Origin of the sequence: Mycolicibacterium elephantis DSM 44368 (assembly GCF_004014805.1) — a bacterium.
Taxonomy (GTDB): Bacteria; Actinomycetota; Actinomycetes; order Mycobacteriales; family Mycobacteriaceae; genus Mycobacterium; species Mycobacterium elephantis.
Window position 1 is genome coordinate 79,104 of record NZ_ATDN01000004.1, and the last position, 13,779, is coordinate 92,882.

15 protein-coding genes are annotated in these 13,779 nt (G+C 68.7%); 9 read left to right on the forward strand and 6 right to left on the reverse strand.

Annotation, left to right across the window (positions count from 1 at the left end; all coding sequences use genetic code 11):
- Positions 1-9 precede the first annotated feature (9 nt).
- Positions 10-978, reverse strand: coding sequence for an LLM class F420-dependent oxidoreductase (locus MELE44368_RS04565; RefSeq protein WP_128107408.1), 969 nt, complete (start codon positions 976-978; stop codon positions 10-12).
- Between the two features lie 110 nt (positions 979-1,088).
- Complete coding sequence (locus MELE44368_RS04570; RefSeq protein ID WP_128107409.1) at positions 1,089-1,571, reverse strand: M23 family metallopeptidase; 483 nt, start codon at positions 1,569-1,571, stop codon at positions 1,089-1,091.
- A 285-nt stretch (positions 1,572-1,856) separates the two neighbouring features.
- On the opposite strand from MELE44368_RS04570, the gene rpsB reads away from it, so the two are divergent.
- The 4 genes from rpsB to MELE44368_RS04590 all read left to right on the forward strand — a co-directional run bounded on the left by rpsB (position 1,857) and on the right by MELE44368_RS04590 (position 5,805).
- Positions 1,857-2,726, forward strand: a complete 870-nt coding sequence (gene rpsB, locus MELE44368_RS04575) for a 30S ribosomal protein S2 (RefSeq protein WP_046754754.1) — start codon at positions 1,857-1,859, stop codon at positions 2,724-2,726.
- Positions 2,727-2,738: 12 nt separating this feature from the next.
- Positions 2,739-3,566: a translation elongation factor Ts gene (tsf, locus tag MELE44368_RS04580; RefSeq protein ID WP_128107410.1), complete on the forward strand. Its 828-nt coding sequence runs from the start codon at positions 2,739-2,741 to the stop codon at positions 3,564-3,566.
- A gap of 68 nt (positions 3,567-3,634) precedes the next feature.
- Positions 3,635-5,041, forward strand: a complete 1,407-nt coding sequence (locus tag MELE44368_RS04585; RefSeq protein ID WP_128107411.1) for an amidase — start codon at positions 3,635-3,637, stop codon at positions 5,039-5,041.
- Positions 5,038-5,805 (forward strand): class I SAM-dependent methyltransferase, encoded by a 768-nt coding sequence (locus MELE44368_RS04590; RefSeq protein WP_128107412.1) that lies wholly within the window; start codon positions 5,038-5,040, stop codon positions 5,803-5,805. The genes MELE44368_RS04585 and MELE44368_RS04590 overlap by 4 nt, the downstream gene beginning before the upstream one ends.
- 1 nt (position 5,806) lies before the next feature.
- On the opposite strand, the gene MELE44368_RS04595 is transcribed toward MELE44368_RS04590, so the two are convergent.
- Together MELE44368_RS04595 and MELE44368_RS04600 are read right to left on the reverse strand one after the other, a co-directional pair.
- The gene (locus MELE44368_RS04595; RefSeq protein ID WP_128107413.1) at positions 5,807-6,934 is read right to left on the reverse strand and encodes a glycerate kinase; all 1,128 of its coding nucleotides are present in this window, start codon (positions 6,932-6,934) and stop codon (positions 5,807-5,809) included.
- A 38-nt stretch (positions 6,935-6,972) separates the two neighbouring features.
- Positions 6,973-7,425: a MarR family winged helix-turn-helix transcriptional regulator gene (locus tag MELE44368_RS04600; protein WP_241566480.1), complete on the reverse strand. Its 453-nt coding sequence runs from the start codon at positions 7,423-7,425 to the stop codon at positions 6,973-6,975.
- Between the two features lie 46 nt (positions 7,426-7,471).
- Here MELE44368_RS04600 and MELE44368_RS04605 point away from each other — a divergent pair, with 46 nt between their 5' ends.
- The 5 genes from MELE44368_RS04605 to rlmN all read left to right on the forward strand — a co-directional run bounded on the left by MELE44368_RS04605 (position 7,472) and on the right by rlmN (position 11,647).
- Positions 7,472-8,152 carry a class I SAM-dependent methyltransferase gene (locus MELE44368_RS04605; RefSeq protein WP_128107414.1) on the forward strand — a complete coding sequence of 227 codons (681 nt, stop codon included), beginning with the start codon at positions 7,472-7,474 and terminating at the stop codon, positions 8,150-8,152.
- A 79-nt stretch (positions 8,153-8,231) separates the two neighbouring features.
- Entirely contained in the window at positions 8,232-9,038 is an 807-nt protein-coding gene (gene pyrH, locus MELE44368_RS04610; protein ID WP_128107415.1) for a UMP kinase, read from the forward strand.
- A 42-nt stretch (positions 9,039-9,080) separates the two neighbouring features.
- Positions 9,081-9,638 (forward strand): ribosome recycling factor, encoded by a 558-nt coding sequence (gene frr / locus MELE44368_RS04615; RefSeq protein ID WP_046753340.1) that lies wholly within the window; start codon positions 9,081-9,083, stop codon positions 9,636-9,638.
- Positions 9,638-10,522: a phosphatidate cytidylyltransferase gene (locus MELE44368_RS04620; RefSeq protein WP_206613682.1), complete on the forward strand. Its 885-nt coding sequence runs from the start codon at positions 9,638-9,640 to the stop codon at positions 10,520-10,522. The genes frr and MELE44368_RS04620 overlap by 1 nt, the downstream gene beginning before the upstream one ends.
- 27 nt (positions 10,523-10,549) lie before the next feature.
- Positions 10,550-11,647: a dual-specificity RNA methyltransferase RlmN gene (rlmN, locus tag MELE44368_RS04625; protein ID WP_128107417.1), complete on the forward strand. Its 1,098-nt coding sequence runs from the start codon at positions 10,550-10,552 to the stop codon at positions 11,645-11,647.
- A gap of 87 nt (positions 11,648-11,734) precedes the next feature.
- On the opposite strand, the gene MELE44368_RS04630 is transcribed toward rlmN, so the two are convergent.
- Positions 11,735-12,157, reverse strand: coding sequence for a nuclear transport factor 2 family protein (locus MELE44368_RS04630; protein ID WP_064930207.1), 423 nt, complete (start codon positions 12,155-12,157; stop codon positions 11,735-11,737).
- An 86-nt stretch (positions 12,158-12,243) separates the two neighbouring features.
- Entirely contained in the window at positions 12,244-13,728 is a 1,485-nt protein-coding gene (locus MELE44368_RS04635; RefSeq protein ID WP_128107418.1) for an aldehyde dehydrogenase family protein, read from the reverse strand.
- Positions 13,729-13,779 lie beyond the last annotated feature (51 nt).

Consider the following 13,779-nt stretch of genomic DNA (forward strand, 5'->3'; position numbering starts at 1 on the left):
TGGCCGAGCTCAACGCAACCGGTTGATCACCTCGGCGATGTCGGGCATTGCCGAGGAGCGGCCCACCCATTCGTCGAACACCGTCCAGTAGCTCACCCCGAAGCGCTGTTGCCGCGCGACGAGCGTTTCGGCCATCTGGTCGTGCGTGCCGAGCAGCACGAAGGGGGAGTCCAACAACAGCTCCGGGGAGACGCCGCCGAACGTGGCGGCCAATTCGGCGGCCGCTGCCTCGCGATCGTCGGTGACGACCACGAACTGGATGAGCGCGTTGAGTTCGACGGCGTCGAACCGGTCGCCGGCCGCCTCGCGCACCACCGTGATCCGGTTCTCCAGTCCCGTGGCGTCGAAGTGTGTCAAGTTCACCTTCGTGGCGTCGCGGTTGTGGCTGAACCCGGCCAGCCCCGCGATGTCGGCGACGCGGCCGGCCAACCGCAGTACCCGGGTTCCGTTGCCGCCCACCAGGATCGGCACCCGAACGCCGGGCGCCGCGACCAGCGATCCGGCCCCGGCGTGCACCCGGTAGTGGGCGCCGTCGACGTCGACGGGCTCACCGGCCAGCAGCGACCGGATCACCTGCACCGACTCGACCAGTCGGTCGACCCGTACCTGACCCGAGTCGAAAGGGATGCCGGCGGCGTCGTATTCGGACTTCATGTGCCCGGCGCCCAGCCCGAGTTCGAAGCGGCCGCCGGAAACCGCTGCGACGGTGGCTGTTTCGCGGGCGACCTCGACCGGATGACGCAGGTCGTTGTTCAGCACCAGCGTGCCGGTGCGCAGTCGGGTGGTGGCGGTGGCGGCCGCGGCGGCCCCGGCGAACGGCGAGAGCGACGCGACGAGATGGTCGGGGATCGTCAGCACGTCGAAGCCGGCGTCCTCGACCGCGACGGCGAACTCGGCCAACCCCGGGCCGCGGGGTAGCGCCGTGTGCAGGCCGAACCGGAGCGGGCGGGTGCGGTGCGCATCGGATGCGACGGTCATGGTCGCGACGGTAGGCGCTCGCAGGCGCCGTCGCGAGCGTGCGCAAAATTGCGGAAAACCCCGGCGTGTCGCCCTCGGACACGCACGCTCGCGACAAGAGGGGTTCGCGCTCAAACGGGTTTGAGGCGGATCGGTGTGGTGGCGAGCAGACCCAGCGGGTCGACGTAGTCCGCGCGCGACGCGGGGCCCCACATCGCACCCCAGTGCAGGCAGGCCGCCGCCGGGCAGCCGGCGTGGCCGGCCTCGAGGGCGCCGATCGCCATACCGGCGTCGACCCGCTGCCCGACGCGCACGGCCGGCCGCACCGGTTCGTAGCTGGTGCGCAGACCGCCGGGGTGCGCGATCGACACCAGCGCCCGGCCGGCCAGCTCACCGGCGAACACCACCGTGCCCGCGGCCGCGGCATACACGGTCTGGTCCGTCGAACCGGCCAGGTCCACACCGCGGTGGCCGCGCTGCCAATTCGGCGACGGGGCGTCGAACGAGCGGGTCACCGCGGGTCGCGGCTGCAGCGGCCACCGCAACCGCTCACCGTCGGCGCCCGCAGGCGCCGCCCACACCAGCGCCGCGGCCACCAGTGCGAGCCACCGCATCGGCCCAGCTCAGCTCATCGTGGGCAAACCACGCCAGGTCTCGGCGGCGATCTGTGGATCAGCAGGTCGCTGTGGAAAAAGCACCCCTTCAGACGGTGTAAACTTGCTAACCGCAGCTCGCGCGAGCGGGCTGACTTCGCGTGTCTGCGCCACGACCCGGTTCTTCAAGGTCGTATCCCGGATGCCGTCGGTCCCGTTTCCAGACGGGTCTGGCATTCCGAGCGGGCACCAGGGCTCGGCGTCACCCGGCGTCGGGCGACAACCGACGAAAAAGGAATAGCCGACATGGCTGTCGTAACCATGAAGCAGCTGCTTGACAGCGGCACCCACTTCGGGCACCAGACCCGTCGCTGGAATCCCAAGATGAAGCGGTTCATCTTCACCGACCGCAATGGCATCTACATCATCGACCTGCAGCAGACGCTGACCTACATCGACAAGGCGTACGAGTTCGTCAAGGAGACCGTCGCCCACGGCGGAACGATCCTGTTCGTCGGCACCAAGAAGCAGGCGCAGGAGGCGATCGCCGAAGAGGCCACCCGCGTCGGCATGCCCTACGTGAACCAGCGCTGGCTGGGCGGCATGCTCACCAACTTCTCCACCGTGCACAAGCGGCTGCAGCGCCTCAAGGAGCTCGAGGCGATGGAGCAGACCGGTGGCTTCGAGGGCCGCACCAAGAAAGAAATCCTGATGCTGACCCGGGAGAAGAACAAGCTCGAGCGCAGCCTCGGCGGTATCCGGGACATGCAGAAGGTGCCGTCGGCGATCTGGGTCGTGGACACCAACAAGGAGCACCTCGCCGTCGCCGAGGCCCGCAAGCTGAACATCCCGATCATCGCGATCCTCGACACCAACTGCGATCCCGATCTCGTGGACTACCCGATCCCGGGTAACGACGACGCGATCCGCTCGGCCGCGTTGCTGACCAAGGTGATCGCCGCCGCGGTCGCCGAGGGGCTGCAGGCCCGGGCCGGTGTGGGACGTGACGGCGACAAGCCGGACGCCACGGGCGCCGAACCGCTGGCCGAGTGGGAGCAGGAACTGCTGGCCTCCGCGACCGCACCGGCGGCCACGGCGTCCCCGACCGCGGCCGGTGCCGAGCCGGGCACCCCGGAGGCCGACGTCCAGACCGAACCGAAGACTCCAGAGGCTTAGGGAGAGCTGAACATGGCTAACTACACCGCTGCCGACGTCAAGCGACTGCGGGAGCTGACCGGCGCCGGCATGCTCGACAGCAAGAACGCGCTGGTCGAGGCCGACGGCGATTTCGACAAGGCCGTCGAGCTGCTGCGCATCAAGGGCGCCAAGGACGTCGGTAAGCGCGCCGAGCGGGCCACCGCCGAGGGCCTGGTCGCCGCCAAGGACGGCGCGCTGATCGAGCTGAACTGCGAGACCGACTTCGTGGCGAAGAACGCCGAGTTCCAGGAGGTCGCCGACAAGATCGTCGCCGCGGCCGCCGCGACGAAGGCCAACGACGTCGACACGCTCAAGGCCGCTCGCATTTCCGCCGATTCGGCGGCCCCTACCGTCGAGCAGGTCATCGCCGACCTGTCGGCCAAGATCGGCGAGAAGCTCGAGCTGCGCCGCGTGGCGTACTTCGACGGCACCGTCGAGACCTACCTGCACAAGCGGGCCGCCGACCTGCCGCCGGCCGTCGGCGTGCTGGTCGAGTACGAGGGCGCCGACAAGGACGCCGCGCACGCCGTCGCGCTGCAGATCGCCGCGCTGAAGGCCAAGTACCTGACCCGCGAGGACGTGCCCGAGGACGTGGTCGCCAACGAGCGCCGCATCGCCGAGGAGACCGCCCGCAACGAGGGCAAGCCCGAGCAGGCACTGCCCAAGATCGTCGAGGGCCGCCTGAACGGGTTCTTCAAGGACGTCGTGCTGCTCGACCAGCCGTCGGTGTCCGACAACAAGAAGACCGTCAAGGCACTGCTCGACGAGGCCGGGGTGAAGGTCACCCGGTTCGCGCGCTTCGAGGTCGGCCAGGCCTAAACCGCTTACGGCTCACGCTTTCCGGACGCTCGCCTTCACGTGGCGGTACGAGTTGGTACCGTCACAGCATGAAACGCATTTCCGCGTTCGGCGACGACGCCCTTGGTGACCTCGATGCCGTTGGTCTGGTCGACGCTCTTCGGGCGGGCACGGTGTCGGCGGCCGAGCTCGTCGAGGCTGCCATCGCCCGCACCGAGGCCGTCAACCCGGCCCTGAACGGGCTGGCCCACGAGGCGTTCGACCGCGCGCGTACCCGGGTGAACTCCTCACGGTCGTTCGGCGGCTACTTCGACGGCGTGCCGTCCTTTCTCAAGGACAACGTCGCCGTCGCCGGCATCCCGACGATGAGCGGCACCGACGCGTGGGATCCGCGGCCCGAACCGGCGCACGGCGCCTTCGCCAAGGGCTTCCTTTCGACCGGGCTCGTGCTGCTCGGCAAGACGCAGTTGTCGGAGTTCGGCTTCAGCGCCTCGGCTGAGCACCCCCGGCTGGGCCCGGTCCGCAACCCGTGGAACACTGACCACACCGCGGGGGCGTCCTCGTCGGGTTCGGCGGCCTTCGTCGCCGCCGGGGTGGTGCCGATCGCGCACGCCAACGACGGCGGCGGCTCGATCCGAATCCCGGCCGCCTGCAACGGGTTGGTCGGCCTCAAGCCGTCCCGCGGACGGTTGCCGCTGGACAAGGACATGCGCCAGATGCCGGTGCGTATCGTGGCCAACGGGGTGGTCAGCCGGTCGGTCCGCGACACCGCGGCGTTCTACCGGGAGATGGAACGGGCGTACGCCAACCCGAAGCTGCCCCCGATCGGCGACATCACCCACCCGGGTACGCAACGGCTACGGGTCGCGGTGTGCACGCGATCCATCTCGCGCGACGCCAGCCCCGAGGTGCGCGAGCTCACCCTCAAGACGGCGGCGCTGCTCGAGGAGCTGGGACACCGAGTCACCACGATCGACAACCCCGTCCCGCAGCGCTTCATGCACGACTTCCTGTTGTACTGGGCGTTTCTGGCGTTCGCGCTCGTGCGCGGCGGCCGTCGCACGTTCGGCCCGAGCTTCGACCGGACCCGGCTGGACAACCTGACCCTCGGGCTGGAGCGGCACGCGGGACGCAACCTGCACCGGTTGCCGCTGGCGATCGCGCGGCTGTCCCGGATCCGGCGGGTCACTTCGCGGCTGGCCGAGACCTACGACGTGGTGTTGACGCCGACGCTGGCCGACGTGACGCCGCCGATCGGCCACCTCGATCCCACTGCCGACTACGAACAGATCATCGATCGCCTGATCGACTGGGTGGCCTACACCCCGTTGCAGAACGCCTCCGGCGAGCCGGCCATCTCGTTGCCGCTCGCCGCGTCGGCGTCCGGGCTGCCGGTCGGCATGATGTTCGCCGCGCCGCTGGGGCAGGAGGCCCGGCTGCTCAGACTGGCCTATGAGCTCGAACAGGCCCGGCCCTGGCCGAGTTTGAAGGCATGACCCGCGACTACGTCTTCGAGCAGGACTTCGCGCACGAGCGCGAACGGCTGCGGGGCATGGAGGCGCTGTGGGACGCGGGCAGCCAGGCCCTGCTTGACGAGCTCGGTGTCGGCGCCGGATGGAACTGCCTGGAGGTCGGGGCGGGCGGGGGCTCGATGGTCGAGTGGACGGCGGGCCGCGGCGCCACGGTCACCGCCGTCGACATCGACACCCGTTTCATCGATCACCTGGCATCCGACTCGATCACCGTGCGCCACATCGATATTCGTGAAGACGAGCTTCCGCGATCCGAGTTCGAGCTGGTGCACTCCCGTCTGGTCCTGGAACACCTCGCCGATCGCAGGCAGATCCTCGACCGGCTGGCCGCCACGCTGCGGCCCGGCGGCTGGATCGTCCTCGAGGACTACGACTGGGGCAGCTTCGGTTTCGACGACGAGCACGACGGCTTCGCCGAGGTCTCCACCGCGGTGCTGGAGTTCATGCAGCGCCGCGGCTTCGCGCCCGACTACGGCCGCCGCGTGATCGGCGACATCGTCGACGCGGGTTTCGTCGATGTCCGCGGCGAGGGGAGGGTCCGCGTGATCGACTCCAGTTCACCGGGTTTCGACTTCTTCCGGTTGACGTTCGAAAGCCTTCGCCAGGCACTTGTCGATGAGGGCCTGCTCTCCGCCGAGGCCGCGGCGGCCGCCTCGGCCCGGTTCGCCGAGGACGTCCGGGTGACCACGCCGTTGATGATGGCCGGAATCGGCCGTCGCCCCGGCTGACTCAGCCGCCGATCTCGCGGCAGACCTTCGCGGTCGCGCGGGTCAGCGCGGCGGCGCCTTCGCGCAGCGCTTGCTCGATCGGTGTTCCTTCGGCGGTGATCGCGACCAACCGGTCCACGCCGTAGTCGAACAACACCGACGCGTCGGGGGTGACGCGGCCGGCGAAGATCACCACCTGGGCTCCGGCCTTCACCGCCAGCTGTGCGACACCGAAAGGTGTTTTGCCCATGACGGTTTGGGCGTCGACGCTGCCTTCGCCGGTGAACACCCAGTCGGCGCCGTGCAGCGCTCGCTCGAGGCCGACGGTTCGCGCGACCTCCTCGACACCGGGCCTGATCTCCGCCCCGAGAAATTCGGCGAGCGCAAAGCCCAGACCGCCCGCCGCGCCGGCCCCCGGACGGTGCGGCTCCGACCGGCCCAGCGTCGTCGCCGTGACGGCAGCCAGCCGCGACAGCGCCGAATCCAGCCGCTGCACATCGGCGGCGCTCGCGCCCTTCTGCGGGCCGAACACCGCGCTGGCGCCCGTCGGCCCCAGCAGGGGAGCGGTGACATCGGATGCGACGCGAATCCGCACGTCGCGCAATCGTGGATCCAGTCCGGAGACATCGATGCGGTCGAGCTGCTGCAGCGCGGCGCCGCCGGGCTCCAGCGGGTTTCCGGCGGCGTCGGTCATCACCGCGCCGAGCGCGACGAGCATGCCCGCGCCGCCGTCGTTGGTGGCCGATCCACCCAGCCCGACGAGGAAGTCCTCCGCACCGCGATCCAGGGCCGATCGGATGAGTTCACCGACACCGAAGCTGCTGGCGCGCAGTACGTCTCGCTGCTCAACGGGGATGCGCTCCAAACCGGCCGCCGCCGCGATCTCGATCACCGCCAGCTGACGCAGCGGCACGTAACCGTAGGTGGCGGTCACCGGCCTGCCGAGGGCGTCTTGAACGACCGCCTCGACGCGCTGGCCGTGCAGGGCGTCGACGACGGCATCGACGGTGCCCTCGCCGCCGTCGGCCATGGGCATCTCGATGCACTCGGCGTCGGGCAGCACCGCCTGTACGCCTGCGCGCATCGCGGCCACCGCCTGTGACGCGGTCATCGACTCCTTGAACGAGTCAGGCGCCAGGACGATCTTCATCGCCACCATTGTGACTGTCGCCCCGTTGGCGCGCAGACTCAATCGGTGCCGAGCATGACGAGGATGCGCTTGAACTCGCGCCGTTGCGCCGGGGTCAGGTTCGCCAACAACTTGCGGTCCGCTTCGCGCACCCCGGGGTCGATGCGCTTCAAGACCGCGCGCCCCTCGGCGGTGAGTTCGGCGGGCAGCGCGCGGCCCGACGAGACGCTGGCCGGCCGGGTCACGAGTCCGCGGTCCTGCAGCGCCCGCAGCACGATGTTCATCGCCTGCGGTGAAACGTTCATGTAGCGGGCCAGATCGGCGTTGGACCGGCCGGGGTACTTCGACAGGATCCGCATGCAGATGTACTGCGGGAAGGCCAGCCCCAGTGGGTCGAGCACGGTTGCCGTCACCTCCGCGCGCAGCGCATTGGCGACCCGCGCGAGCAGATAACCCAGCGGCTGGTCTTCGAGCATCTCGCCGGCCGAGCCGGCATCGCCAGGCGATGTCATATCAAGCATATTGACACATATCAACCACGTTGATATACCGGAGTGCATGACGGAACCCACGGGCCAGATGTTCGAAAGCGCGTACAGGGGCGAGGCCGAGCAGATGGGCGGTGTCGGCGCCCGGCCGCCGTGGAGCATCGGCGAGCCGCAGCCCGAGCTGGCCGCCCTGATCGAGCAGGGCAGGTTCACCGGGGATGTGCTCGACGCCGGTTGCGGGGAGGCCGCGATCTCGCTGTATCTGGCCGAACGGGGATACACCACCGTGGGACTGGATCAGTCACCGACCGCGATCGAACTGGCCAGGGCGGAGGCCGCTCGGCGCGGCCTGACCAACGCCACCTTCGAGGTCGCCGACATCAGCGACTTCGGCGGCTACGACGGCCGGTTCAACACCATCGTCGACTCGACCCTGTTCCATTCGATGCCGGTCGAGCTGCGCGAGGGATACCAGCGGTGCATCGTGCGGGCGGCGGCACCCGGCGCGTCGTACTTTGTGCTCGTGTTCGACAGGGCGGGCATGCCCGACGGCCCGGCCAACCCCGTCACCGAGGACGAGCTGCGTGACGTCGTGGCGAAATACTGGACGATCGACGAGATCAGGCCCGCGCGCATTCACGGCGTCTTTCCCGAGGGCTTTCAGGAGTTTTTTCCGGTGACCGACGTGCGTGATGAGCCGAAGGGCCGCAAGTCGGTGCCGGCCTGGTTACTCTCGGCGCACCTGGGTTAACCACACCGACCCCGCAGCGCCGGGACGGCCGCCATGAGGCAGGATGAGGGGAACTCAGCGAGGACCTCGAAGGAGTCGGATGGCGGACCCTGTCGACAGCGCCGCTGCCGGTGAGGCGGCGTCGGAGCCCACAGGGCCCAACGGTGCGAGCCCGTCGTCTCCAGCCGCTTCGTCCGTCCGGCCGATGTACTCACGCGTGCTGCTCAAACTCGGCGGCGAGATGTTCGGCGGCGGGCAGGTGGGGCTGGACCCCGACGTCGTGCACCAGGTGGCCCGCCAGATCGCCGAAGTGGTCCGCAGCGGTGTGCAGGTGGCCGTCGTCATCGGCGGCGGCAACTTCTTCCGCGGCGCGCAGTTGCAGCAGCGCGGTATGGAGCGCACCCGCAGCGACTACATGGGCATGCTCGGCACCGTCATGAACAGCCTTGCGCTGCAAGACTTCCTGGAGAAGGAAGGCATCGCGACCCGGGTGCAGACCGCGATCACGATGGGGCAGGTCGCCGAGCCCTACATTCCGCTGCGGGCCCGCAGGCACCTGGAGAAGGGGCGGGTGGTGATCTTCGGCGCGGGCATGGGGCTGCCGTACTTCTCCACCGACACCACCGCCGCCCAGCGGGCGCTGGAGATCGGCGCCGAGGTGGTCCTGATGGCCAAGGGGGTCGACGGGGTCTACACCGCCGACCCCAAGAAGGATCCCGACGCCGAACTGCTGACCACGATCAGCCACCGTGAGGTCATCGACCGCGGCCTGAAGGTCGCCGACGCCACCGCGTTCAGCCTGTGCATGGACAACGGTATGCCGATCCTGGTGTTCAACCTTCTCGTCGACGGCAATATCGCGCGGGCCGTGGCAGGTGAGAAGATCGGAACACTGGTCACCACCTGACGGTCGGCTGCGCACCCGAGAAGCAGGAACAGGAGAAGCACCGTGATCGAGGAAACCCTCTTCGACGCCGAAGAGAAGATGGAAAAAGCGGTGGCGGTGGCGCGCGACGACCTGGCGTCGATCCGCACCGGACGGGCCAACCCGGGCATGTTCGCCCGCGTCACCATGGACTACTACGGCGCGCAGACTCCAATCACGCAGCTGGCCAGCATCAACGTGCCCGAAGCACGGCTGGTCGTGATCAAGCCGTACGAGGCCAACCAGTTGCGCAACATCGAGGATGCGATCCGCAACTCCGACCTCGGTGTGAACCCCACCAACGACGGCAACGTGATCCGGGTGGCCATTCCGCAGCTCACCGAGGAACGCCGCCGCGACCTCGTCAAACAGGCCAAGGCCAAGGGCGAGGAGGCGCGGGTGGCGGTGCGCAACATCCGTCGTAAGGCGATGGAGGAACTGCACCGCATCAAGAAGGACGGCGAGGCCGGCGAGGACGAGGTCAGCCGCGCGGAGAAGGACCTCGACAAGGCCACCCACCAGTACACGAGCCAGATCGACGACCTGGTCAAGCACAAGGAAGGCGAGTTGCTGGAGGTCTAGTGGCCCGACAGCGCGCGACTCCCGTGGCAGACACCGAAGCCGGCCCCAGCGAGCCGCCCCAGAAGACGTCGCGGGCGGGCCGTAACCTGCCTGCCGCGATCGGGGTCGGCGTCGTACTCGGCGCGCTCGCCATCGGGGTATTGCTCTTCGTGCCGATCGGGTGGCTGGTCATGCTCGCGGTGGCGATCCCGGTGGCCACCCACGAAGTCATCCGCCGGCTGCGCGACGCCGGGTACGCCCTGCCGGCCATTCCGCTGCTGATCGGCGGCCAGGCGATGATCTGGCTGACGTGGCCGTGGGGCACGGCCGGTCTGTTGGGCGCCTACGGGGGCACGATCGTGGTCGCGATGGTGTGGCGCTTGATCGGCCAGGGGCTGCGCCAACAACCGGTGAACTACCTGCGTGACATCGCGGCCACGATCCTCGTCGCGACGTGGGTGCCCCTGTTCGCCGCGTTCAGCGCGCTGCTGATCTTCCGGGACCACGGCGGCGGCCGGGTCTTCGCCGTCATCGCCACCGTGGTGTTCGGCGACATCGGCGGCTACGTCGCCGGGGTGTTGTTCGGCAAGCATCTGATGGCGCCGGCGATCAGCCCGAAGAAATCGTGGGAGGGGCTGGCCGGCTCGCTGTTGTTCGGGACGGCCGCATCCGTGCTCGCGGTGACGTTCCTGCTCGAGAAGCCGTGGTGGGTCGGCATCCCGCTGGGACTGTTACTCGTGATCACCGGTGTACTGGGCGATCTGGTGGAGTCGCAGGTCAAGCGCGACTTGGGCATCAAGGACATGGGGTCGCTGCTGCCGGGCCACGGCGGTCTGATGGACCGCATCGACGCGATGCTGCCGTCGGCGGTGGCCGGCTGGATCGTGCTGACGCTGCTGGCCTGACGGCGACCCCGGCATACTGGAGGGCACATGTCTGCCTCCCTGCCCCTGGTCTTCGATCCGCCGCGCCGCGCCATGCCGCCGCGGCATTTCGCCGACCTCGACGAGAGTGGCCGGGCGGTGGCCGTCGCCGAACTCGGGCTGCCGGCGTTTCGGGCCAAGCAGCTGGCCAACCAGTACTACGGCCGGTTGATCGCCGACCCCCGGCGGATGACGGACCTGCCCGCGGGGGTGCGCGATCAGGTCGCCGAGACGCTGTTTCCGACGCTGCTCGACGCGGTGCGCGAGATCGAGTGCGACGCCGCGCAGACCCGCAAGATGCTGTGGCGCGCGGTCGACGGCACGACGTTCGAGTCGGTGCTGATGCGCTACCCGGACCGCAACACCGTGTGCATCTCGTCGCAGGCGGGTTGTGGCATGGCGTGCCCGTTCTGTGCGACGGGCCAGGGCGGGCTGACGCGCAACCTGTCGACGGCCGAGATCCTCGAGCAGGTGCGCGCCGCGGCCGCCGAGTTGCGTGACCGCGACGGTGGCCGGCTGTCGAACATCGTGTTCATGGGCATGGGGGAGCCGTTGGCCAACTACAACCGGGTGCTGGCCGCGGTGCGGCGGATCGTCGCGCCGCCGCCCAACGGCTTCGGCATCTCGGCCCGGTCGGTCACGGTGTCGACGGTCGGGTTGGCGCCCGCGATCCGCAAGCTGGCCGACGAACGGCTCAATGTGACGTTGGCGCTGTCGCTGCACGCCCCCGACGACGAGCTTCGCGACACGCTGGTGCCGGTGAACAACCGCTGGAAGGTGTCCGAAGCGCTGGACGCGGCGCGGTACTACGCCGACGTGACCGGCCGTCGGGTGTCGATCGAGTACGCGCTGATCCGTGACGTCAACGACCAGCCTTGGCGCGCCGATATTTTGGGCAAGCGGCTGCACGGCGCGCTGGGCCCGCTGGTGCACGTCAACGTGATCCCGCTGAACCCGACACCCGGAAGCGAGTGGGACGCCAGTCCCAAACCGGTGGAACGCGAGTTCGTGCGGCGGGTGCGGGAGCGCGGTGTGTCCTGCACGGTGCGCGACACCCGCGGTCGTGAAATCGCCGCCGCCTGTGGGCAGTTGGCGGCCCAAAGCTGAGCTCTTCTTTGCGTCGAGACTGCGGTGAGATCGCGTTTCGGCGCGAGATCGCGATCTGTGCGCAGTCTCGATGTCGTGGGCGCCGACTCAGCCGCCGGGTTTGTTGACGAACCAGACGTTCTCCTCGCGCAGGCGGCGGCTGCGCCAACCGTCCTGCGTGCGGACGAGCTCGTGGTGGTAGTAGCCCCCGCAGCTGCTGATCTCGGCCATGCCGGGCAGCTGCATGGGGTTATAGAACATCGCCCGCACCGTCGCGGTGTCGCCGTCGATGTCGCTTTCGATGTTGGTGATGTAGTGCATGCTCCACGGCAGCACCCCGAAATTCGCCGCGAACCAGTCGACGACCTCGTCGCGGGAGCCCACCACCGCGCCCGCCGACGAGTAGTCGATGTGCGCGTCGTCGGTGAACACCGACCGGTACAGCTCCCAGTCCTTGGTGTCCACGGCCCGGGCGTACCGGTACAGCAGGCGGGCGATCTCGATCTCGTCGCTCACCCGGTGAACGTCCATGCGCACGCTCCCTCCGTCACTCGCCGAGATCGACGAAATGGCGAGTTCTTCTCGCGCTTGGCTTGGGCGTCAAGTGGCGAAGCCACCTACTCCGGCATGCCGATCGTCTTGGCTTCCAGGTACTCCTTGTAGCCTTCCTCGCCGTTGCGGTAGCCCAGCCCGCTCTGCTTGGTGCCGCCGAACGGGCTCGTGATGCCGAAGTGGCTCTTGCCGTTGATCGTGACGTTGCCCGTGCGCATCCGGCACGCCACCTCGAACGCGCGGTCCAGGTCGCCGCCGGAGACCTCACCGGACAGCCCGTAGATGGTGTTGTTGGCGATCGCGACGGCCTCGTCGTCGGTGTCATACGGCGTCACCGTCAGCACGGGACCGAAGATCTCCTCCTGGGCCACCTGCGAATCCGGGTCGACGTCGGCGAGCAGCGTCGCCTGCGTGTAGTACCCGGTCGGCAGGTTCTCGGGGATGCCGCCTCCGGTGACCAGCCGCGCCCCGGAGTCGATGCCCGACTTGATCAGCCCGAGTACCTTCTGGCGCTGGGTCTCGCTGATCTGCGGGCCCTGCATGTTGCCCGGCGTCCACGGGTCTCCGACCGGGAACCCCTCCATCATGGTCTTCAGTATCTCGATACCTTCGTCGTATCTGCTGCGCGGCAACAGGATCCGGCTCGGCAGAATGCAGCTCTGGCCCGACATCACGCACGCCATCATCGCCGCCATCGACAGCGCCGAGTTGAAATCGGCGTCGTCGAGCACGATGTGGGCCGACTTGCCGCCCAGCTCCAGCAGCGTCTTCTTGACCGTGGAGGCGCCCGCGGCCAGGATCGCCCGGCCCGTCGCCGTCGAACCGGTGAACGTGATCATGTCCACCCGAGGGTCGGCCGACAGCGCCGCGCCGACCTCGTTGGCGTTGGACACCACGACGTTGAACACCCCTGCGGGAATGTCGGTCTCCTCGGCCACGATTCGGCCGAGTTCGCTGCCCGACCACGGGGTGAGCTGGGCGGGCTTGAGCACCACGGTGTTGCCGGCCATCAGCGCGGGCACGGTCTCGGCGATGTTGAGGTACAGCGGCACGTTCCACGGCGTGATCGCGCCGACCACACCCACCGGCTCGTAGTGGATCTTGCGCCGCGCCGGGCCCAACTGGGTGGGATGGACTCCGGTGTCCACCAGATAATTGAAGGCCTTGCCGTGTTCGGCCCAGTGCTTGACTTCCTCGATCGGGCTCTCGATCTGGCTGCCGGACACCGTGACAGGACAACCCACCTCGGTGATCAGGATGCGGCGCAGCCGTTCCTTGTTGTTCTCCAGCGCGGCGTGCAGCTGGGTCAGGCAGTGGTAGCGGAAGTCCAGGTCGCGCGACCAGGTGCTGGCGTCGAACGCCCGGCGGGCCGCGCCGACGGCGCGCTCCATGTCGGCGACGGTGCCGTCGGTGGCTTGCCCGGCCACCTCTTCGCTGGCCGGATGGATGACGTCGAACTTCGCGCCGCTGCTGGTGAACTGAAGTTCGCCGTCGATCAACATCCGCTCTTCGCCGGCCAGCACGCCGGTCTCAGTCTGCACCTCGGTCATGCCTGACAACTTTACAGATTCTTTCGGAAGTGTCAGTCCTTCGCCGAAGTC

Excerpts from the sequence above, each read along its gene's own strand:
- rpsB (WP_046754754.1), top strand. The coding sequence starts at position 1,857 with ATGGCTGTCGTAACCATGAAGCAGCTGCTTGACAGCGGCACCCACTTC.
- MELE44368_RS04600 (WP_241566480.1), bottom strand. The coding sequence starts at position 7,425 with ATGACATCGCCTGGCGATGCCGGCTCGGCCGGCGAGATGCTCGAAGAC.
- MELE44368_RS04635 (WP_128107418.1), bottom strand. The coding sequence starts at position 13,728 with ATGACCGAGGTGCAGACTGAGACCGGCGTGCTGGCCGGCGAAGAGCGG.
- MELE44368_RS04585 (WP_128107411.1), top strand. The coding sequence starts at position 3,635 with ATGAAACGCATTTCCGCGTTCGGCGACGACGCCCTTGGTGACCTCGAT.
- MELE44368_RS04630 (WP_064930207.1), bottom strand. The coding sequence starts at position 12,157 with ATGGACGTTCACCGGGTGAGCGACGAGATCGAGATCGCCCGCCTGCTG.
- tsf (WP_128107410.1), top strand. The coding sequence starts at position 2,739 with ATGGCTAACTACACCGCTGCCGACGTCAAGCGACTGCGGGAGCTGACC.
- MELE44368_RS04570 (WP_128107409.1), bottom strand. The coding sequence starts at position 1,571 with ATGCGGTGGCTCGCACTGGTGGCCGCGGCGCTGGTGTGGGCGGCGCCT.
- MELE44368_RS04595 (WP_128107413.1), bottom strand. The coding sequence starts at position 6,934 with ATGAAGATCGTCCTGGCGCCTGACTCGTTCAAGGAGTCGATGACCGCG.
- MELE44368_RS04590 (WP_128107412.1), top strand. The coding sequence starts at position 5,038 with ATGACCCGCGACTACGTCTTCGAGCAGGACTTCGCGCACGAGCGCGAA.
- MELE44368_RS04605 (WP_128107414.1), top strand. The coding sequence starts at position 7,472 with ATGACGGAACCCACGGGCCAGATGTTCGAAAGCGCGTACAGGGGCGAG.
- rlmN (WP_128107417.1), top strand. The coding sequence starts at position 10,550 with ATGTCTGCCTCCCTGCCCCTGGTCTTCGATCCGCCGCGCCGCGCCATG.
- pyrH (WP_128107415.1), top strand. The coding sequence starts at position 8,232 with ATGGCGGACCCTGTCGACAGCGCCGCTGCCGGTGAGGCGGCGTCGGAG.
- MELE44368_RS04565 (WP_128107408.1), bottom strand. The coding sequence starts at position 978 with ATGACCGTCGCATCCGATGCGCACCGCACCCGCCCGCTCCGGTTCGGC.